22 protein-coding genes are annotated in these 19,145 nt (G+C 68.0%); 7 read left to right on the top strand and 15 right to left on the bottom strand.

Annotation, left to right across the window (positions count from 1 at the left end):
• Positions 1-135: 135 nt before the first annotated feature.
• Genes QTI17_RS08100 through QTI17_RS08120 form a run of 5 tightly spaced genes read right to left on the bottom strand, consistent with a single transcriptional unit; the run spans position 136 to position 4,742 of the window.
• Positions 136-1,431 carry a TRAP transporter large permease gene (locus QTI17_RS08100; RefSeq protein WP_286532181.1) on the bottom strand — a complete coding sequence of 432 codons (1,296 nt, stop codon included), beginning with the start codon at positions 1,429-1,431 and terminating at the stop codon, positions 136-138.
• Positions 1,432-1,434: 3 nt separating this feature from the next.
• Complete coding sequence (locus QTI17_RS08105; protein WP_286371336.1) at positions 1,435-1,923, bottom strand: TRAP transporter small permease; 489 nt, start codon at positions 1,921-1,923, stop codon at positions 1,435-1,437.
• Between the two features lie 59 nt (positions 1,924-1,982).
• Positions 1,983-2,954 (bottom strand): TRAP transporter substrate-binding protein, encoded by a 972-nt coding sequence (locus QTI17_RS08110; RefSeq protein WP_286526171.1) that lies wholly within the window; start codon positions 2,952-2,954, stop codon positions 1,983-1,985.
• A 49-nt stretch (positions 2,955-3,003) separates the two neighbouring features.
• Positions 3,004-3,894: an SMP-30/gluconolactonase/LRE family protein gene (locus QTI17_RS08115; RefSeq protein ID WP_286532183.1), complete on the bottom strand. Its 891-nt coding sequence runs from the start codon at positions 3,892-3,894 to the stop codon at positions 3,004-3,006.
• Positions 3,895-3,899: 5 nt separating this feature from the next.
• A complete protein-coding gene (locus tag QTI17_RS08120) occupies positions 3,900-4,742 on the bottom strand; it encodes an NAD-dependent epimerase/dehydratase family protein (protein ID WP_286532185.1) in 843 nt (280 codons plus the stop codon).
• 67 nt (positions 4,743-4,809) lie between these two features.
• On the opposite strand from QTI17_RS08120, the gene QTI17_RS08125 reads away from it, so the two are divergent.
• The 5 genes from QTI17_RS08125 to QTI17_RS08145 all read left to right on the top strand — a co-directional run bounded on the left by QTI17_RS08125 (position 4,810) and on the right by QTI17_RS08145 (position 9,701).
• Positions 4,810-5,613, top strand: a complete 804-nt coding sequence (locus QTI17_RS08125; RefSeq protein ID WP_286532187.1) for a FadR/GntR family transcriptional regulator — start codon at positions 4,810-4,812, stop codon at positions 5,611-5,613.
• 108 nt (positions 5,614-5,721) lie between these two features.
• The gene (locus QTI17_RS08130; RefSeq protein ID WP_286532189.1) at positions 5,722-6,699 is read left to right on the top strand and encodes a Bug family tripartite tricarboxylate transporter substrate binding protein; all 978 of its coding nucleotides are present in this window, start codon (positions 5,722-5,724) and stop codon (positions 6,697-6,699) included.
• Positions 6,700-6,820: 121 nt separating this feature from the next.
• Positions 6,821-7,732: a 5-dehydro-4-deoxyglucarate dehydratase gene (gene kdgD, locus QTI17_RS08135; protein WP_286532191.1), complete on the top strand. Its 912-nt coding sequence runs from the start codon at positions 6,821-6,823 to the stop codon at positions 7,730-7,732.
• Between the two features lie 42 nt (positions 7,733-7,774).
• A complete protein-coding gene (locus tag QTI17_RS08140; RefSeq protein ID WP_286371343.1) occupies positions 7,775-8,227 on the top strand; it encodes a nuclear transport factor 2 family protein in 453 nt (150 codons plus the stop codon).
• Between the two features lie 37 nt (positions 8,228-8,264).
• Positions 8,265-9,701: an aldehyde dehydrogenase family protein gene (locus tag QTI17_RS08145; RefSeq protein ID WP_286532192.1), complete on the top strand. Its 1,437-nt coding sequence runs from the start codon at positions 8,265-8,267 to the stop codon at positions 9,699-9,701.
• 112 nt (positions 9,702-9,813) lie between these two features.
• Here the strand turns inward: QTI17_RS08145 and QTI17_RS08150 are convergent, their stop codons facing one another.
• The 4 genes from QTI17_RS08150 to yjgA all read right to left on the bottom strand — a co-directional run bounded on the left by QTI17_RS08150 (position 9,814) and on the right by yjgA (position 11,811).
• Positions 9,814-10,125 carry an ORF6N domain-containing protein gene (locus QTI17_RS08150; RefSeq protein ID WP_286532194.1) on the bottom strand — a complete coding sequence of 104 codons (312 nt, stop codon included), beginning with the start codon at positions 10,123-10,125 and terminating at the stop codon, positions 9,814-9,816.
• Between the two features lie 44 nt (positions 10,126-10,169).
• The gene (locus tag QTI17_RS08155; protein ID WP_286532196.1) at positions 10,170-10,409 is read right to left on the bottom strand and encodes an ORF6N domain-containing protein; all 240 of its coding nucleotides are present in this window, start codon (positions 10,407-10,409) and stop codon (positions 10,170-10,172) included.
• Positions 10,410-10,570: 161 nt separating this feature from the next.
• Complete coding sequence (mog, locus tag QTI17_RS08160; protein WP_503011037.1) at positions 10,571-11,134, bottom strand: molybdopterin adenylyltransferase; 564 nt, start codon at positions 11,132-11,134, stop codon at positions 10,571-10,573.
• A 20-nt stretch (positions 11,135-11,154) separates the two neighbouring features.
• A complete protein-coding gene (yjgA, locus tag QTI17_RS08165; RefSeq protein ID WP_286532201.1) occupies positions 11,155-11,811 on the bottom strand; it encodes a ribosome biogenesis factor YjgA in 657 nt (218 codons plus the stop codon).
• 58 nt (positions 11,812-11,869) lie between these two features.
• Here yjgA and pmbA point away from each other — a divergent pair, with 58 nt between their 5' ends.
• Positions 11,870-13,240: a metalloprotease PmbA gene (gene pmbA, locus QTI17_RS08170; protein ID WP_286532202.1), complete on the top strand. Its 1,371-nt coding sequence runs from the start codon at positions 11,870-11,872 to the stop codon at positions 13,238-13,240.
• 363 nt (positions 13,241-13,603) lie between these two features.
• A complete protein-coding gene (locus QTI17_RS08175) occupies positions 13,604-14,806 on the top strand; it encodes an ammonium transporter (RefSeq protein WP_286526132.1) in 1,203 nt (400 codons plus the stop codon).
• 20 nt (positions 14,807-14,826) lie between these two features.
• Here the strand turns inward: QTI17_RS08175 and QTI17_RS08180 are convergent, their stop codons facing one another.
• From QTI17_RS08180 to ybiB, 6 genes are all read right to left on the bottom strand, one after another.
• Complete coding sequence (locus QTI17_RS08180) at positions 14,827-15,279, bottom strand: NUDIX domain-containing protein (protein ID WP_286532204.1); 453 nt, start codon at positions 15,277-15,279, stop codon at positions 14,827-14,829.
• A gap of 2 nt (positions 15,280-15,281) precedes the next feature.
• Positions 15,282-15,731, bottom strand: a complete 450-nt coding sequence (locus QTI17_RS08185) for a GatB/YqeY domain-containing protein (protein ID WP_286532205.1) — start codon at positions 15,729-15,731, stop codon at positions 15,282-15,284.
• A 109-nt stretch (positions 15,732-15,840) separates the two neighbouring features.
• The gene (gene rpsU, locus QTI17_RS08190; RefSeq protein WP_007833691.1) at positions 15,841-16,053 is read right to left on the bottom strand and encodes a 30S ribosomal protein S21; all 213 of its coding nucleotides are present in this window, start codon (positions 16,051-16,053) and stop codon (positions 15,841-15,843) included.
• A 98-nt stretch (positions 16,054-16,151) separates the two neighbouring features.
• Positions 16,152-17,390 carry a BaiN/RdsA family NAD(P)/FAD-dependent oxidoreductase gene (locus QTI17_RS08195; RefSeq protein ID WP_286532208.1) on the bottom strand — a complete coding sequence of 413 codons (1,239 nt, stop codon included), beginning with the start codon at positions 17,388-17,390 and terminating at the stop codon, positions 16,152-16,154.
• 10 nt (positions 17,391-17,400) lie between these two features.
• On the bottom strand, positions 17,401-18,189 hold the full coding sequence (cobA, locus tag QTI17_RS08200; protein WP_286532210.1) for a uroporphyrinogen-III C-methyltransferase: 789 nt from the start codon (positions 18,187-18,189) through the stop codon (positions 17,401-17,403).
• Positions 18,186-19,127 carry a DNA-binding protein YbiB gene (gene ybiB / locus QTI17_RS08205; RefSeq protein WP_286532211.1) on the bottom strand — a complete coding sequence of 314 codons (942 nt, stop codon included), beginning with the start codon at positions 19,125-19,127 and terminating at the stop codon, positions 18,186-18,188. Before ybiB ends, cobA begins: the two co-directional genes overlap by 4 nt.
• Positions 19,128-19,145: the final 18 nt, after the last annotated feature.

Below are 19,145 nucleotides of genomic sequence, written 5' to 3' on the forward strand. Positions count from 1 at the left end.
TCGCGCAGCGTGAGGCCCGAGGCGAACACGGTGCCGGCCGCCAGGCCGCCGTCGTTGGCCACGATCGCGACGTTGTCGCGCGCGTGCATGAGGATGGTGAGCGGCGGCCTGACGGTTCCGGACATGTGCGCTCCTTTACTTGACCACCATGAACAGGCTCGGCAGCCAGGTCGAGAAGGCCGGCACGAAGGTGACGACGCCGAGCGCGAAGATCAGCGCGCCATAGAAGGGCCAGATGGTCTTCATCACGGTGCCGACCGAGACCCCCCCGATCGCGCAGCCGACGAACTGGGTGGTGCCCACCGGCGGGGTGTTGAGGCCCAGCGCGCAATTGATCAGCATCACGACGCCGAATTGCACCGAGGTCATGCCGTACTGCTGCGCGATCGGCAGGAAGATCGGCGTGCACAGCAGGATGGTCGCCGCCATGTCCAGGAAGGTGCCCAGCACGAACAGGATGATGTTGATCAGCAGGAAGATCATCCACGGCGTGGTCGTGACCTGCGACAGCATCTGCCCGGTGAGTTCGGCCACGCCGTAGAGGCTGATCAGATAGCCGAATGTGCTCGAGATGCCGATCAGCAGCAGGATCACGCCCGTGGTGCGGACCGCCTTCGCCGCCGCCTTGATGAAGTGCTCCCACTTCAGCGTGCGGTAGACCAGGATCGTCAGGGCCAGCGCATAGAGCACGGCCACGGCGGCCGATTCGGTCGCGGTGAAGACGCCCGACAGGATGCCGCCGAGGATCAGCACGACGATGAACAGGCCCGGCAGCGCGGCCGCGAACGAGCGGGCCACGATCTGCCAGCCCGGGAAGCTGCCGGCCGGATAGCCGCGCTTGACCGCCACCAGATAGGCCGCCGCCAGGTTGCTGATGGTCAGCACCGCCGCGGGCAGCAGTGCCGCGAGGATCAGCGCCGCGATCGACACCTTGCCGCCCGCCGCGAGCGAATAGATGATCAGGTTGTGGCTGGTCGGCATCAGGGCGCCGACCAGGGCCGCGTGGGTCGTCACGTTGACCGCGTAGTCGGCGTGATAGCCCTCCTTCTTCATCATCGGAATCATCACGGCGCCCATGGCCGAGACGTCGGCCACGGGCGAGCCCGAGACGCCGCCGAACAAGGTGCAGGCCACCACGTTCGACATGCCCAGGCCGCCGCGCACGTGGCCCACGAGGTTGCGCGCGAAGTTGACGATGCGGTCGGCGATGCCGCCGTAGAGCATCAGCTCGCCGGCGAAGATGAAGAACGGGATCGCGAGGAACGAGAAGATCCCCATGCCGGAGGTCATCTGCTGGAAGCCGACTTCCAGCGGCAGGCCTTCGTAGAGCAGGGTGGACAGGGCCGACAGGCCGATGGAGAACGCCACCGGCACGCCCAGCAGCAGGAAGACCGTGAAGGAGATGCAGAGGATCAGGAGAGGAATGGTCATGGCTCAGCCCCAGGCGGGTTCGACTTCGCGGCCTTGGGCGAGCGCGATGATGTGTTCGATCGAGAACATCACGATGAGGACGCCGGACACCGCGGCCGGCACGTATTTCCAGCCTTCGGAGATCCACAGCGTGGGAAGGCGGTAGCCCCAGACCGATTCGGCCAGCGAGGCGCAGTTCCAGGCCATCGCGGCGCCGAACAGCAGGATCAGGAAGTGGATCAGGAATTCCATCTTGAGGCGCAGCCAGTCGGGCGCCAGCACCAGGAAGGACTCGAGGCCGATGTGGCCCGCATCGCGCACGCCGACGGCGACGCCGAGCATGGTGACGTAGAGCACCAGCAGCAGCGCCAGGCTCTCGGCCCAAGTGGGGGTGTTGTTGAGGACGTAGCGGCCGAACACCTGCCAGCTCACGGCGCAGATCACCGCGACGAGGCCGAAGATGCCCAGCCACATGCAGGCGCGAGCCAGCGTGCGGCAGATTTTCGTGTACATGATGATGTGGGTTGGCGACGCCCTCCCGCGTGCGGGGGAGGGCGGCCGGGCTCAGACGATTACTTCGTGTCCTGCACGCGCTTGACGAGGTCCTTGAGCTTGGCGTCGACGATGAACTTGTCGTACACCGGCTTCATCGCGGCCTGGAACGGGGCCTTGTCGATGTCGATGATCTCGGCGCCGCCGGCCTTGACGGTCGCGAGCGACTTCACTTCGCGCTCTTCCCACTGCTTGCGCATGTAGGGCACCGACTCCTTGGCGGCCTGGCGCAGCCAGCCCTGCTCCTGCGGCGTCAGCTTGTCCCACGCGCGCTTGGAGAACAGCAGCATCTCGGGGGCCATCGAGTGCTCGGTCTTGGTGTAGTACTTGGCGACCTCGAAGGCGCGCGAGCTTTCATAGGTCGGGTAGTTGTTCTCGGCGGCGTCGATCAGGCCGGTCTTGAGGCCGGTGTAGACCTCGCCCATCGGCATCGGCGTGGCGTTGGCGCCCATCGCCTCGAGCATCGAGACCCACAGGTCGGACTGCTGCACGCGGACCTTCTGGCCCTTCATGTCGGCGAAGCTGCGCACCGGCTTCTTGGCCGTGAACATCGAGCGCGCACCGCTGTCGTAGTAGGCCAGGCCGATGAAGCCCTGCTTCTCGCAGGACTTGAGGATTTCCTCGCCGATCGGGCCGTCCAGCACCTTGTGCAGATGGTCGACCGAGCGGAACAGGAAGGGCATCGTCGGCACCTGCGTCTCGGGGCAGATGTTGTTCATGGGCGCGATGTTCACGCGCACCATCTGCAGCGCGCCGATCTTGGTCTGCTCGATGGTGTCCTTCTCGCTGCCCAGGGCGCTGTTGTTGAACACCTTGATGGTGTCCTTGCCGCCGGACAGCTCCTTGAGCCGTTCGCCCATGAACTTGACCGCGGTCACGGTCGGGTAGTCATCGGGGTGGATGTCGGCCGACCGGAACTCGGTGGCCTGTGCGGCCATCGCGGTCACGCCGGCCGCGATGGCGACGATGAGTGCGTGCTTGTTGAACTTCATTTGTCTTCCTCTTGCTGGTGGTTGTCGTGAAAAATTGAAAGCGATCGGTTCAGCCGCCGAAGGCCGGCTCCGGAATGCCCTGCGTGCCCGGCCGCAGCGCGAACACGCCGCCGGCCAGCGGCTGGTCCGACAGGTCGCCGCCCGGGCGGATCGAGGTGACGAACAGGGTGTCGAGCTTGGGGCCGCCGAAGGCGCACATCGCCGGCTTCTTGACCGGCACCTCGAGCGAGCGGTCGAGCCGTCCCTCGGGCGTGAAGCGGTGCACTTGGCCGGCGTCGTTGCCGCAGATCCAGTAGCAGCCGTCGGCATCGACAGCGGCGCCGTCGGGACGGCCGGGCAGGGGATTCATGTCCACGAACACGCGGCGCTTCGATGGCGTGCCGGTGGCGGTGTCGTAATCGAAGGCCCAGATCGTCTGCACGCCGGGATGCGAGTCCGACAGGTACATCGTGCGGCCGTCGGGGCTGAAGGCGAGTCCGTTCGGCACGATCAGGTCGTCGAGCTGCAGCGACGGCGCGAGGCTGCCCTTGTCGTGGCGGTAGAGCCGGCCGACGCGGGCGCCCGCAGCCATGTCCATCAGCATCGTGCCGGCCCAGAAGCGGCCCTGGCGGTCGCAGCGGCCGTCGTTGAAACGCATGCCGGGCCGCGCGTGCGACACCTCGGCGAGCCGGGTGGCAGCGAGCGTGCCGCCGTCCTGCGGCGTGAGCGAGAACAGGCCGCTCTCCATGCCGGCGATCCAGCTGCCCGGCAGGTCGGCACGCGGCGCGATGCAGGCCGGCATTTCGTCGCTGGCCCACTGCGTGTGGCCGGCCCCCGACCAGCGGTGCAGCGCGCGGCCGGGAATGTCGACCCAGTACAAGGCGGACTCCGCCACCGACCACACCGGGCTCTCGCCCGTGCCGCAGCGCGCGTCGACCACGAGTTCGGCTTGGCTCCCCATGGCGCTCAGTCTCCGAACGGACCCTGGGCGGTGAAGGCGCCGCCCTGGTAGATGGCGTTGGGGTCGGTGGATGCGACCGGTGGCTGCTGCTCGACCTTGTCGCGAAAGACTTCGGACGTGTCTTGCGGCGCGTAGCCGAGGACGGCGGCGCCCGAGTTGTCCCACCAGACGTCGCGGTTGGCCGACACGCCGTAGACCACCGTGTGCCCGACGCCCGGCGTGAACAGCGACTTCTCGATCAGCGTGGTCAGGTCGCGGTAGCTGAGCCAGGTGCTCATCATGCGGCGGTTGAGGGGCTCGGGGAACGAGGAGCCGATGCGGATGCTCACGGTCTCGATGCCCCAGCGGTCGAAGTAGAACTGGGCCACGTCCTCGCCGAAGGACTTCGACAGGCCGTAGTAGCCGTCGGGCCGGCGCTGGACGTGCGCGTCGAGGTGCTCGTCCTGCTTGTAGAAGCCGATCACGTGGTTGGAGCTGGCGAACACCACGCGCTTCACGCCGTGCCGGCGGGCCGCCTCGTAGATATGGAACACGCCCTTGATGTTGGCCTCGAGGATCTCCTCGAAGGGCCGTTCCACCGACACGCCGCCCAGATGCACGATGGCGTCGCAGCCGGCCACCAGCGCATCGACCGCCTGCTTGTCGGACAGGTCGCAGGCGACGACTTCCTCGTGCGGGCCTTCGGCCGCTGACAGCGATGCGATGTCGGAGAGGCGCAGCACGCCCGCATAGGGACGCAGGCGTTCGCGCAGGACCTTGCCCAGGCCGCCGGCGGCGCCGGTCAGGAGGAGGCGGCCGACTTGGAGGACGGGGGAGGAAGGGGTGGCGGAAGCGGAAGCGGCGCTCATTCGTGTCTCTGTCGGTGGTCGTAAGTTATCGGTTGTCGTACAACGTGGAGGCGATTATCATCACGCCATGTCGAACCTGTCAACGGGGTCTACCGCAACCACCGAAGCCGGCGGCGCTCCTCCGCGCCGCAGGGTGCGGGGCCTGGCGCATGGCTTGGTCGACGACCTCGGCGACAAGATCCGCAGCCAGCAATTGCGCCCGGGCGACAAACTGCCGACCGAGTCGGCCATCATGCAGACCTACGGCGTGAGTCGCACCGTGGTGCGCGAGGCGCTCTCCAAGCTGCAGGCAGGCGGGCTGGTCGAGACCCACCACGGCATCGGCACCTTCGTGCTGCAGCCGCGCGCCGCCGGCATGTTCCGGCTCGAGGCCTCGGACATCGCGACCTCGGTCGACGTGCTCGCAGTGCTCGAGCTGCGCATCAGCCTGGAGACCGAGTCCGCAGGCCTGGCCGCGACCCGCCGCACCGAGGGACAGCTGGCCGCCATGCGGCAGGCGCTCGACGACTTCGAACACAACGTGACGACCGCCGGCGATACCGTGGCGCCCGATTTCCGCTTCCACCTGCAGATTGCGCAGGCGACCGGTAATCCCTACTTCGCGGACATCATGAGCCACCTCGGCACCACGATCATTCCGCGCACCCGGATCACCGCCATCCGCAATCACGACCGGCGCGGCGAATACCTGAGCCGCGTGAACCGCGAGCACGAGGAAATCTACGCGGCGATCGCGCGCCGCGACGCCGAGTCGGCGCGCGCGGCGATGCGCATCCATCTCACCAACAGCCGCGAACGGCTTCGCCTCGCCCAGGAAGCGGCCCGGCTCGACGCCGAGACCGCGGCCGCAGGGCAGGCGCCGGCGGCCTGAGCGGCGGCGCAGGTCTTTTGCTGGACATCTGTCGGATCTAGTTGTACGATGACTGACGACATCGCTACCATGCGACTCTCATTCCCCAACGACCCTGGAGACAAACCCATGCGCTTGAATCGACGCCATCTGGTACTAGGTGCACTCGGCAGCGGACTGCTGGCCGCCGGTGGTGCCGCACAGGCCGCCGACGCCTGGCCCTCGAAGCCGATCCGCATCGTCGTGCCGTACCCGCCCGGCGGGTCGTCCGACATCATCGCCCGCTCGATCAGCGTACCGCTGGCCGAAGCGCTGAAGACCTCGGTGATCGTCGAGAACCGTGCCGGCGCCAATGGCAATCTCGGCGCCGACCTGGTGTCAAAGGCCCAGCCCGACGGCTACACGCTGCTGCTTTGCGACGTCGGCGCGCTGGCGATCAGCCCCTCGGTCTACACGAAACTGTCCTTCGATCCCGCCAAGGACCTGCGCGGCGTGACCATGCTGGCCTACTCGCCGCACCTGCTGGTGGTGCATCCGTCGGTGCCGGCCAACAACCTGAAGGAACTGGTCGCGCTGTCGAAGAAGTCCGACCTCAATTTCGCGGTCACCGCCACCGGCAGTGCGCCGCACCTGGCCGGCGTCGCGCTCGAGCGCGCGAGCGGCGCCCGCTGGGTCTACGTGCCCTACAAGGGTGGCGTGCAGGCGGTGCAGGACACCGTCGCCGGCCAGACCCAGGTGCTGATGAATGGCATGCTGGCGACGCTGCCGCATGTGCAGAGCGGCAAGCTCAAGGTGCTGGGCGTGTCCAAGCCCACGCGCATGCCGCTGATCGGCGATGTGCCGACCATTGCCGAGCAGGGCGTGCCCGGCTTCGAATCCGGGACCTGGCAAGGCATCCTGGTGCCGCGCGGCACGCCCGAGGCGCTGGTGCAGCGCCTCAACAAGGAACTGATCGCGATCATCCGCACGCCCGACATCCGCTCGCGGCTGGCCGGGCAGGGCGCCGAAGTCGTGACCATGACGCCCACCGAGCAGGACCAGTTCTTCGAGAAGGAACGCGCCCGCTGGGCCAAGGTCGTGAACGCCGCCCAGATCAAGCTGGACTGAATGACCCCCACGCTCGCTCACTTCGTGTGGTCGCTGCCCCCCGAGGGGGCCGCAGGCCGCCTTGGGAGCGGCCCGGCGGCGGCCTGACCTCTCCCTTTCCACCACCCTGTCCTTCCAAAAAATGACGCCTCAAGAACTCAAGACCATCATGGGCTCCGGCCTGCTGTCCTTCCCGCTCACCGATTTCGACCGCAATGGCGACTTCGACAAGAAGAGCTACGAGAAGCGCCTCGAATGGCTGGCGCCCTACGGCGCGAGCGCGCTGTTCGCGGCCGGCGGCACCGGTGAATTCTTCTCGCTGACCGGCGACGAGTACCCCGGCATCATCCAGACCGCGGTCGACACCTGTCGCGGCGTGGTGCCGATCATCGCTGGCGCCGGCGGCCCGACGCGCTTCGCGATCCAGTGCGCACAGGCGGCCGAGAAGGCCGGCGCCCATGGCGTGCTGCTGCTGCCGCACTACCTCACCGAAGCCGGCCAGGAAGGCCTGGCGGCGCATGTCGAGGCGGTCTGCAAGAGCGTGAAGTTCGGCGTCATCGTCTACAACCGCGGCCAGAGCAAGCTCTACCCCGACACGCTCGAGAAGCTGGCCGAGCGCTGCCCGAACCTGGTCGGCTTCAAGGACGGCATCGGCGACATCGAACTGATGAGCTCGATCCACCTGCGCATGGGTGACCGCTTCGCCTACCTGGGCGGCCTGCCGACCGCCGAGGTCTATGCGGCGGCCTACAAGGCGCTCGGCACGCCGGTGTATTCGTCGGCCGTGTTCAACTTCATTCCGAAGACCGCGATGGATTTCTACCATGCGGTGGCCAAGGACGACATCGCGACGCAGCACCGCCTGCTGAAGGACTTTTTCATGCCCTACCTGGACATCCGCAACAAGGGCCAGGGCTACGCGGTCAGCATCGTGAAGGCCGGCGCGAAGATCGTCGGCCATGATGCCGGTCCGGTGCGCACGCCGCTGACCGAGCTCAAGGCGGACGAGTACCAGGCCCTGGCCGCGCTGATCGACAAGCTCGGCCCCCAGTAATTTCCCAAGCGCTTGCAATCACAACAACAGGAGACAACAAAAATGCTGAAGAAACTGGTCTTGATCGCTGCCGCCACCGCGGCCTTCGCCGGCTGCACCACAATGCGTGGCAACGAGGCGGCCAAGTCGCCGGCAGTCGCCGCCGCGGCAGAGAAGCTGCGCGTGGCGATGATCGACCCGACGCCCGCGGCGCTCAATGCGCTGGTGGCCGACGACCTGAGCTACGGCCACTCGGGCGGCAAGGTCGACACCAAGACCAGCTTCATCAGCGACCTGATGGACGGCAAGTCGGACTTCGTGACCATCGCGATCACCGAGCAGACCATCAAGGTCATCGACAACGTCGCGATCGTGCGCCATACGCTCACGGCCGACACCAACGACTCCGGCAAGCCCGGCAAGGTCAGCATCAAGATCCTCGGCGTCTGGCAGCAACAGGGCCCGGGCGGCGACTGGAAGCTGCTGGCCCGCCAGGCGGTGCGCCCGCCGCAGTAAGCTGCCTTTCCCCACCCCGATTTCCAAGGACCCTGCCATGCAGAACTTCGACAACCTCATCAATGGCGAATGGCGCGCGGCCGCCAGCTACAGCCCGAACGTCAACCCGAGCAATCTCGGCGACGTGCTGGGCCAGTACGCGCAAGGCGACGCGGCCCAGGTCGACGCCGCGGTCGCGGCCGCCACCGCCGCCTTTCCGGCCTGGTCGACCGGCGGCATCCAGGCGCGCTCCGAGGCGCTGGACAAGATCGGCAACGAGATCCTGGCGCGCAAGGAAGAGCTCGGCACGCTGCTGGCGCGCGAAGAGGGCAAGACCAAGGCCGAAGGCATCGGCGAAGCGACCCGCGCCGCGCAGATCTTCAAGTTCTTCGCCGGCGAATGCCTGCGCCTGTCGGGCGAGGTGCTGCCGTCGGTGCGGCCCGGCATCGGCATCGAGATCACGCGCGAGCCGGTGGGCGTGGTCGGCCTGATCACGCCGTGGAATTTCCCGATCGCCATCCCGGCCTGGAAGATCGCCCCGGCGCTGGCCTTCGGCAACTGCGTGGTGATGAAGCCGGCCGACCTGGTGCCGGGCTGCGCCTGGGCGCTGGCCGAGATCATCAGCCGCTCGGGAATTCCGGCGGGCGTGTTCAACCTGGTGATGGGCCGCGGCAGCGTGATCGGCGATGCGCTGGTCAACCACCCGGGCATCCACGCGATCAGCTTCACCGGCTCGGTCGGCGTGGGCCGCAGCATCGCCATCCAGTGCGCGACCAACCACAAGAAGGTGCAGCTCGAGATGGGCGGCAAGAACCCGCAGGTGGTGCTGGACGATGCCGACCTGAACCAGGCGGTGGAGCTCAGCGTGCAGAGCGCCTTCTATTCGACCGGCCAGCGCTGCACGGCGTCGAGCCGGCTGATCGTGACCGAAGGCATCTATCCGAAGTTCATCGAGGCGATGAAGGCGCGGATGGCGAAGATCAAGGTCGGCGATGCGCTGGCGCAGGGCACCGACATCGGGCCGGTGTCGTCGAAGTCGCAGCTCGACCAGGACCTGGAGTACATCGCGATCGGCAAGGGCGAGGGCGCCACGCTGGCCGCGGGCGGCGAGCGGTTGAAGCTCGACACCGACGGCTACTACATGTCGCCGGCGCTGTTCAGCGAGTCGGCGGCGTCGATGCGCATCAACAAGGAAGAGATCTTCGGGCCGGTGGCGAGCGTGATCCGGGTGAAGAACTACGAGGAGGCGCTGGCCACGGCCAACGACACCGAGTTCGGCCTGTCGGCGGGCATCGCAACTACCTCGCTGAAGTACGCGACGCATTTCAAGCGCCACAGCCAGGCGGGCATGGTGATGGTCAACCTGCCGACGGCGGGGGTGGACTACCACGTGCCCTTCGGCGGGCGCAAGGGGTCGAGCTACGGGCCGCGCGAGCAGGGCAGGTATGCGCAGGAGTTCTTCACTGTCGTGAAGACGGCGTATACGCTCTCCTGAGACCTTGCGGGACAGACCAAGAAACTGCGTAGCAGTTTTTTGCGCTGTCCGGAACTTGGTGCTGGCGGGGAGTCCGGGTGGCTTTCTTGTCGATGCAGCTCGATTCGATCGACTATTTCTTGCTGCGCGCCTTCGGTGTCTTCTTCTCTTCGGGCGGCATGAACCCGAAAGGCCGTTTGGGCGGCTCGGGAGGCACCGTCAGAGCACGCATGGCCTCGAACAATTGGCGCAGTTGATTGCGCGTGTTGCGGCTGAACATGTCGTGCGATAGCTCCAGCCGCTCTGTCTTCTCCTCGATCTCGGCCAGTCGCCTGGCCAAATCCTCATGCAAGCTCGCCGCTTGCCGCAGCCGCACGAAAGCGCGCACCACGTAGATGCCCATCTCTACAGCCTGTGCCGAGGCCAGCACGTTGGCCAGGGCCACCGCGCCGAACTCCGTGAACGCGAATGGCAGCGTCCTCGAGAACTTCAGCTTCGAGAGGTGGTCACAGGTTGTGACCACCTCGGCCTTCTCGGCGGCGTCGAGTGGAACATGAAGTCCGGCGGAAAGCGTGCTGCATTGCGCTTGACGGCTTGGTTCAGCGCCTTGGTCGGCACGCCGTAGAGCTCGGCCAGATCAGCGTCGATCATCACCTTCAGCCCGCGCAGCACCTGGATGCCCCCCTCGATGCGCGGCAGCAGCGCGCTGCCCGTCGTTGTTGTAACCATGCGCTCCCTCTTCCCCGTCTTTTAGTCATCGGCTTGCGCCAACACCGTTATGGGACTGGATCAAGAACCTGCGCAGCAGTATTAATCCTGTCGTCGACCTGCTCAGACCTTGCGGGACAGAACGAGAACTGAGAAGGAGTCTTTGCTCTGTCCTCGACAGACTAGACAGACCGGATCGCCGACTTCGGCCGAAACGCCTTGCAGACCGCGTCGTCGGTCTCCAGGTACGGCCCGCCGATCAGGTCGACGCAGTAGGGCACCGCGGCGAAGATGCCCGGCACCGCCTGCGTGCCGTCGGCGTTGCGCAGTCCTTCGAGCGTCTCGGCGATTGCCTTCGGCTGGCCCGGCAGGTTGATGATCAGGCTGCGCTCGCGGATCACCGCGACCTGGCGCGACAGGATCGCGGTCGGCACGAAGTGCAGGCTGACTTGCCGCATCTGCTCGCCAAAGCCCGGCATTTCCTTGTGGGCCACGGCCAGCGTGGCTTCCGGCGTGACGTCGCGCAGGGCCGGGCCGGTGCCGCCGGTGGTCAGCACCAGCGAGCAGCCGGCGTCGACCAGCGCGATCAGTGCCGTGCTGATGCCGGCCTGCTCGTCGGGGATCAGCCGCGATTCGAAGCTGATCGGATTGCGCAGGGCGCGCTGCAGCCAGTCCTTGAGAGCCGGCAGACCCTTGTCTTCGTAGACGCCGCTGGAAGCGCGGTCGCTGACCGAGACGATGCCGATGCGGACCGGATCGAACGCCGTCATGCGTCGTCCTCGCGCGCCTGCTCGGCCGCCTCGTCGGCGAGGTCGGCCGTGCCATGCACGCGCAGCTGGGCGCGCACGATCTGGAACACCTCGCGGTAGGCCTTGCCCTGCCGCGGCGCCTCGCCCGCCGGGCCGGCCTTGATGTCCTTGCGGGCCTGGCGCACCAGGGCGCGCAGTTGCTGGGCATCGGTGGCCGGGTGGGTCTCGATCCAGCCGCCGAGGGCGTCGTTGTCGGCGATCAGCCGGTCGCGCCAGCGCTCGGCTTCGTGCAGCGCCGCGGTTTCTTCGGCCGGCAGGCGGTCCTGCTCGGCCAGGGCGGCGCGGACCGCGTCGAGCACCTCGGCGTCGAGGCCGCGCATCAGCTTGCCGATGAACTGCATCTGGCGCCGCTTGCCCTCGAAGTTGGTGATGCGCTTGGCGTCGGCAATGGCGTCCTTGAGCTTGTCGCCCAGGTCGAGCGTGTCGAACAGGCCGGCGCGCAGGCCGAGCAGGGCTTCGCCCAGCGCCTGCAGTTCGGCGCTCTCGCGTTTGAGGTCGGTCTTGCTGGCGGCGTCGGTGCCCTTGAGCTCGCGCTTGAGCTCCAGATCGAGTTCGCTGCCTTCGGCCACGAACTCGCCACGGACGAAGTAGCCTTTTTTGGGTTTGCGGGACATAGATGCAATCGTTGGCCGCACCATCGGGAACAGGGGGCGCAAGTATCATAGCCAACACATGACCACATCTTCCTCGCGCGCCGACTCCGGCTTCGCCTACAGCCGTCCTTTCTTCGAAAACCTGGTCGATTCGGCCTTGGCCCATGCCAAGAAGCTCGGAGCGACCGATGCCGGCGCGGAGGCGTCCGAGGGCTGCGGCCTGAGCGTCTCGGTGCGCAAGGGCGAGCTCGAGAACGTCGAGCGCAACCGCGACAAGTCGCTCGGCGTCACGGTCTACGTGGGCCACCGCCGCGGCAATGCCAGCACCTCCGACTTCTCCGAGGCGGCGATCGCCCAGACCGTGCAGGCGGCCTACGACATCGCCCGCTTCACGGCCGAGGACCCGGTCAGCGGCCTGCCCGACGAGGCTGATATCGCCAAGGAGCAGCCGGACCTCGACCTGTTCCACCCCTGGGACGTCACGAGCGAACAGGCCGCCCAGCTGGCGCTGGAGTGCGAGGCCGCGGCCCTGTCGACCGACAAGCGCATCACCAACAGCGAAGGTGCCGGGGTCTCGGCGCAGCAAAGCCATTTCTTCAGCGCCCACACCCGCGGCTTCCGCGGCGGCTATGCCAGCTCGCGCCATTCGATCTCGGTGGCGCCGATCGCCGGCAAGGGCGACGACATGCAGCGCGACGCCTGGTACAGCTCGATGCGCTCGGCCGACGAGCTGGCGAGCCCGGTGGCCGTGGGCCGCTATGCCGCCGAGCGGGCCCTGAGCCGCCTCAAGTCGCGCAAGATCAAGACCACCGAATGCCCGGTGCTGTTCGAGTCGCCGCTGGCGGCCGGACTGCTGGGCGGGCTGGTGCAGGCCACCAGCGGCGGTGCGCTGTATCGCAAAAGCACCTTCCTGCTCGATTCGCTCGGCAAGAAGGTGCTGCCCAAGCACATCGACGTGGTCGAAGACCCGCATCTGCTGCGCGGCAAGGGCAGCTCGCCCTTCGACGACGAGGGCGTCGTGACGCGCAAGCGCAAGGTGGTCGACGCCGGACGGCTCGAGGGCTATTTCCTCAGTACCTACTCGGCGCGCAAGCTGGGCATGAAGACCACCGGCAATGCCGGCGGCTCGCACAACCTCACGCTGACCTCCCGCCTGACGAAGAAGGGCGACGACCTCGATGCCATGCTCGAAAAGCTGGGCACCGGCCTGCTGGTGATCGAGTTGATGGGGCAGGGCGTCAACTACGTGACGGGCGACTATTCGCGCGGCGCCAGCGGCTTCTGGGTCGAGAAGGGCCGGATCGCGTTCCCGGTGCAGGAGATCACGATCGCCGGCAACCTCAAGGACATGCTGATGGGCATCGAGGCGGTGGGCGCGGATGCGTACAACTACGGGGCGAAGACGACGGGTTCTCTGCTGGTCAATCGCATGAAGGTCGCGGGGGCGTAACCGGCTCGCCCCCAGGTTGCCCGGCACTTCGTGTCCGGGCGCTCGAGTCGCTGCCAGAGGCAGCGGCCCTTCGGAGCCGTCCAAGCCTGCGCAGGCAGGCTTGGAGCCGCGGCTCCTCAGCCCCCCACCGGGGGCAACACCTGCGGCCTGGCAAAGCCAGTTCCGCGGTGTTTCACCAACGGGCCTGGCTGCGCCGGCCTTTGAGCCAGCGCGCTTTCCATGTCGGTGCGGGATGCAGCGATTTGGACAAGAAGGCACCGCAGTGAGGCGGATTTGGCACCATTTTTGCTTTCGATCGGTGCGTCAGCCGGGCCATCCGGCGTCGACGCACCATCTCCAAGCAAATATCAAAGCCAATCTCCAATGGATGCACTCACTCGGGGCACGAACGCGCTCTTTCTTCTCCTTGGCGCCATCATGGTGTTGTCGATGCATGCGGGTTTTGCCTTTCTCGAACTCGGCACCGTGCGCAAGAAGAACCAGGTCAATGCGCTGGTCAAGATCCTGGTCGACTTCTCGGTCTCGACCATCGTCTATTTCCTCGTCGGCTTCGGCGTCGCCTACGGCACGCACTTCTTTGTCGGCGCCGAGCAACTGGCGGCCGGCAGCGGCTTCGAGCTGGTGCGCTTCTTCTTCCTGCTCACCTTCGCCGCGGCGATCCCGGCCATCATCTCGGGCGGCATCGCGGAGCGCGCGAAGTTCTGGCCGCAGCTGATCGCCACGGCCGTCATCGTGGGCCTGGTGTATCCGCTCTACGAGGGCATCGCCTGGAACCGGGCCTTCGGCATCCAGGACTGGCTGGCCCGGGTCACGGGCAACGAGTTCCACGACTTCGCCGGCTCGGTGGTGGTCCATGCGATGGGCGGCTGGCTGGCGCTGCCGGCGGTGCTGCTGCTGGGGGCGCGCCGCAACCGCTACCGGGGCGACGGCTCGCTGAGCGCGCACCCGCCCTCGAACATCCCGTTCCTGGCCCTCGGCGCCTGGGTCCTGTGCGTGGGCTGGTTCGGCTTCAACGTGATGAGCGCCCAGACGATCGACAAGATCTCGGGCCTGGTGGCGGTCAATTCGCTGATGGCGATGGTCGGCGGCACGCTGGTGGCGCTGGCGTTGGGCAGGAACGACCCCGGCTTCGTCTACAACGGGCCGCTGGCGGGCCTGGTGGCGGTCTGCGCCGGCTCCGACCTGATGCACCCGATCGGCGCGCTGGTGGTGGGAGGCGTGGCCGGCGCGATCTTCGTGAAGATGTTCACCCTGACGCAGAACAAGTGGAAGATCGACGACGTGCTCGGCGTCTGGCCGCTGCACGGCCTCTGCGGAACCTGGGGCGGCATCGCGGCCGGGATCTTCGGCAGCCGGGCGCTCGGCGGCATCGGCGGGGTGAACCTCTGGGCCCAGCTGGTCGGGGTAGCGATCGGGGTCGCCTGGGCGCTGGTCGCCGGCGCAGCGGTCTACGGCGTGCTGCAGGCCACGCTGGGGCTGCGGCTGTCGCAGGAGGAGGAGTACGACGGCGCCGACCTGTCGATCCACCACATCTCGGCCACCCCGGAGCGCGAAGCCAACTGGTAGAACGGCACCCGGGCCGGCGCTCAGGCGGCGAGCGCGGCGCGGACTTTTTCGATCACCCGGACGTAGGGCGCGGCAAAGTCCTCCAGCGACGCGTCCGGCGTCAGCCAGCTGAAGCTGAACACCAACCCGTCTTCTTCCGGGCTTCCCATTGCGACATGGTCGAAGGTTTCGGGCAGCGGGTGTTCGATGCGCATCAGGAACAGGTGCCACAGCTGCGGATGGCGGTGCTTGTTGCCTTCGATGCCGGCCTCGCAGTAGCGGTCGATGGTGCCCAGCGGCTCCAGCGGCCCCGCGTAGTCGACCCCCGACTCTTCCAGCAGTTCGCGCCGCACCGCGTCCTCGGGCGCTTCGCCGGGCTCGATCGTGCCCTTGGGCAGCTGCATGCCGCGGTCCTCGGGATGGTGGAACACCAGCAGCCGGCCCTGGGCGTCGACCAGGCAGGCGCAGGCCTTGAGGACCGGGCGCGACTTCATGCTCAGGCGCTGGCCAGTGCCGCCTTGACGGCGGCGCTGACCTGGCCCATGTCGGCCTTGCCGGCCAGCCTGGCCTTGACCGCGCCCATCACCTTGCCCATGTCGCCCGGGCCCTTGGCGCCGAGTTCGGCGACGATCGCCCGGACCTCGACCGCCACCTCGTCGGCGCTCATGCGCTGCGGCAGGTAGACCTCGAGCACCTTGATCTCGGCCGCTTCCTTGTCGGCCAGGTCGGTGCGGCCGCCCTGGGTGAAGGCGGCGACCGAGTCCTTGCGCTGCTTGACCAGCTTGTCGACGATCGCGACCACCATCGCGTCATCGAGTTCGATGCGCTCGTCGACTTCCTTCTGCTTGAGGGCGGCGAGCAGCAGGCGGATGGTGCCCAGGCGCTCGGCGTCCTTGGCGCGCATCGCGGTCTTCATGTCTTCGGTGATCTGGTTCTTGAGGCTCATGGCTGGCTTTCTTTGATGGAGCGACAAACAAAAGCCGCGGCAGGGTGTCCCTGGCGCGGCTCGATCCGGATTGAACCGGGCGGTGGCCTGTGGCCAACGCTGCGGGTGCTTAGTACAGCTTCTTGGGGAGCTGCATGCTGCGCACGCGCTTGTAGTGGCGCTTGACGGCCGCGGCCTTCTTGCGCTTGCGCTCGGCGGTCGGCTTTTCGTAGAACTCCCGGGCACGCAGGTCGGTCAGCAGGCCGAGCTTTTCGATGGTGCGCTTGAAGCGGCGCAGTGCGACGTCGAAGGGCTCGTTTTCTTTTACGCGGATGGTGGTCATTTAGGAATCGGTTGGTTCAATTGGCCTGGGGAGATCGAGGCCCCGGGCCGGGGTTCCTCAACTGAAAAATGGGGTGGGCCGTTGAGGGGAGGCCGAAGTTAGCCCGACATTATAGCGTCAGCTTTGGATTGCGCCGCCAGCGCCTGGGCGCAGGCGTGCGCACTGGCCCAGGCCCACTGGAAGTTGTAGCCGCCGAGCCAGCCAGTGACATCGACCACCTCGCCGATGAAATAGAGTCCCGGCTGCTTCGATTCCAGGGTCTGGGAGGACAGGTCGCGGGTGTCGACGCCGCCGGCCGTGACCTCGGCCTTCTTGTAGCCCTCGGTGCCGCTGGGCGTGATCTGCCAGCGCGCGATGCGCTCGGCCAGCGCCGCCAGCGCCCGGTCGGCGGCCTCGTTGATCGGGCGCTGCAGGGCGGCGTCCTGGCCGACCCAGGCGTCGGCCAGCCGGGACGGCACCCAGGCCGCCAGCTCGTTGCCGATCCGCTTGCGGGAGCGCTGCTTGGCCTCGGACAGCGCCGCCGCGACGTCGGTGCCGGGCGCGAAGTCGAGGGTCAGGGGCGCGCCGGGCTTCCAGTAGCTCGAGATCTGCAGCACCGCAGGACCCGACAGGCCGCGGTGGGTGAACAGCAGGTCTTCATGGAACGCCATGCGCTCCTTCTTGCTGCCGGTCTCGATCTGCACCGGCAGCGCCAGCCCGGCCAGCCCCGCATACGGTTCCCAGGCCTCGCCGCCGAAGGTCAGCGGTACCAGCGCCGGCCGCGGCGTGATGACGCGCAGGCCGAACTGGGTGGCGATCCGGTAGCCGAAGTCGCTGGCGCCGATCTGCGGGATCGAGAGGCCCCCGGTCGCGACCACCAGGCGGGGCGTGCGCACGGCGCCGCGGCCGGTCTGGATCGCATAGCCGCCGTCGTCCGACCACGAGACGGCGCCGACGCTGCAGGGCTGCCAGTGGGTCACGCCGCCGGCTGCGCATTCGGCCAGCAGCATGTCGATGATCTGCTGCGACGGACCGTCGCAGAACAGCTGGCCCTTGTGCTTCTCGTGGAAGGCGATGCCGTGGCGCTGGACCAGCGCGATGAACTGCTGCGGCGTGTAGCGCGACAGCGCGGAGCGGCAGAAGTTCGGGTTGTCGCCGATGAAGTGGCGTTGGGGTGCGCGGACGTCGAGGTCGCGGTTGGTGAAGTTGGCGCGGCCGCCGCCCGAGATGCGGATCTTCTCGGCGATGCGCTCGCCATGGTCGAGCAGCAGCACCTTCAGGCCGCGCTGGCCCGCCACGCCGGCGCAGAAGAGGCCGGCGGCGCCTGCGCCGATGACGACGACGTCGAAGCTGTCCAACGGGCCGGTCTCAGGTGCCGAAGCGGGCCGACGGGACGCCGGCCGCCGCCAGGCCGCGCAGCACGTCGCCGACCACGATCACCGACGGGCTGGCCATGGCCGCGCCCGCGATGTCGACGCGCAGCCGCGCCAGGGTGGTCGCGATGTGGCGCTGCTGCGGCAGGCTGGCGTGCTGGATGACGGCGACCGGGGTGTCGCCGGGCAGCCCGTGCAGCAGCTCGTCCTGGATGTGGGCGACGCCGGCGACGCCCATGTAGATCACCAGCGTCAGGCGGGCGTCGCGGGCGGTGGCCGCCAGCTGGCGCCAGTCGGTCGGGTGTTCGCCGGCGGCGTGGCCGGTCTTGGCATGGCCGGTGACGAACACCACGCCCTGTGCATGGTCGCGGTGGGTCAGGGGCACGCCCAGCGCCGTGACCGCGGCCAGGCCGGCCGTGATGCCGTTGACGACCCGGACCTCGATGCCGTGCTCGCGCAGGTGCTCGACCTCCTCGCCGCCGCGGCCGAAGATGAAGGGATCGCCGCCTTTCAGGCGGACCACGGTCTCGCCTTCCTGCACCGCGGTGATCATCAGCCGCTCGATGAAGGCTTGCGGCGTGCTGCGGCAGCCGCCGCGCTTGCCGACGTGGACGATCCGGGCGCCGGGCCGGGCATAGGCCAGGATCTCGTCGTTGACCAGGTCGTCGACCAGCAGCACGGTCGCGGCCTGGATCGCCTTGACCGCCTTGAGGGTCAGCAGCTCGGGGTCGCCGGGACCGGCGCCCACCAGGGTGCAGCTGCCTTGGAGGGAAAGATGGCTCATGGGATCTCCGCGGTGTGGGCTGCGCGTGTCTCTTGCGCGCGCTGCGCCAGTTGAAGGATGTGCGCCACCTGCTGCGCCAGCGCGTCGGGCACCGGCAGCTCGCCAGCCAGCACGTGCCGGGTGTAGGTGGCCGTGGTCTCGACGTCGATCTCGCTCGGCAGGCCGGGCACCTCGGCCTGGGTGCCGGGCTGCTGCGCCTGCAGCGCGATGCGCTGCCCGCGCACGAAGCCGTCGACCTGTGCGGTGCGGCGCGGGTCGGCTGCGCTTTCGCCCTCGAGGCCGCGCGACAGCAGCGCGGTCATGCCGGTGAGCTCGAAGGTGGCGGCCATCGAGCGCGCGTATTCGGGATGGGTGTAGCTGCCGATCACCACGCAGTCGCCGAGGGCGGGCTGCATCAGCTTGACCACGCTGTGGCCCGGGTTGCGCAGGCCGACCACGCGGCGCACGTCGAGCAGGCGCTTGAGCCCGGGGCTCAGCAGCGCGGTCGGCGCGAACACCGCCTCGCCGCCGGCGATCGGGCGGATCGCCGCCAGCGCCGGCACGTCGAGCGCGGCCAGCACGCTGGACGCCAGCACCCGGGTCGATTCGGTGGCCGCGCCGTGCACCAGCACCGGCAGCCCCTCGCGCGCCAGCAGCAGCGCCAGCAGCGGCGTCAGCACCGGCAGCCGGCGGGCGCCGTTGTAGCTCGGCAGCACGACCAGCGGCCGCTCGCCGGCCGGGAAGCGCGCCAGCCGGGCATGGGTGGCATCGAGGAAGCCGGCCAGCTCTTCGGGCGTCTCGCCCTTGATCCGCATCGCCAGGCAGAAGGCGCCCATCTCGAGGTCGGTGATGCTGCCGTCCAGCACCTGGCCGAACAGGTCCGCGGCCTGCTCGCGGGCGAGCGGCTTCGCGCCGCGGGCGCCGCGGCCGATTTCCTTGATGTAGTGACTGATTCCCATGGGTGCCGGATTGTCCCG

This window comes from Variovorax sp. J31P179 (genome assembly GCF_030316985.1).
GTDB classification, from domain to species: domain Bacteria; phylum Pseudomonadota; class Gammaproteobacteria; order Burkholderiales; family Burkholderiaceae_C; genus Variovorax; species Variovorax ginsengisoli_B.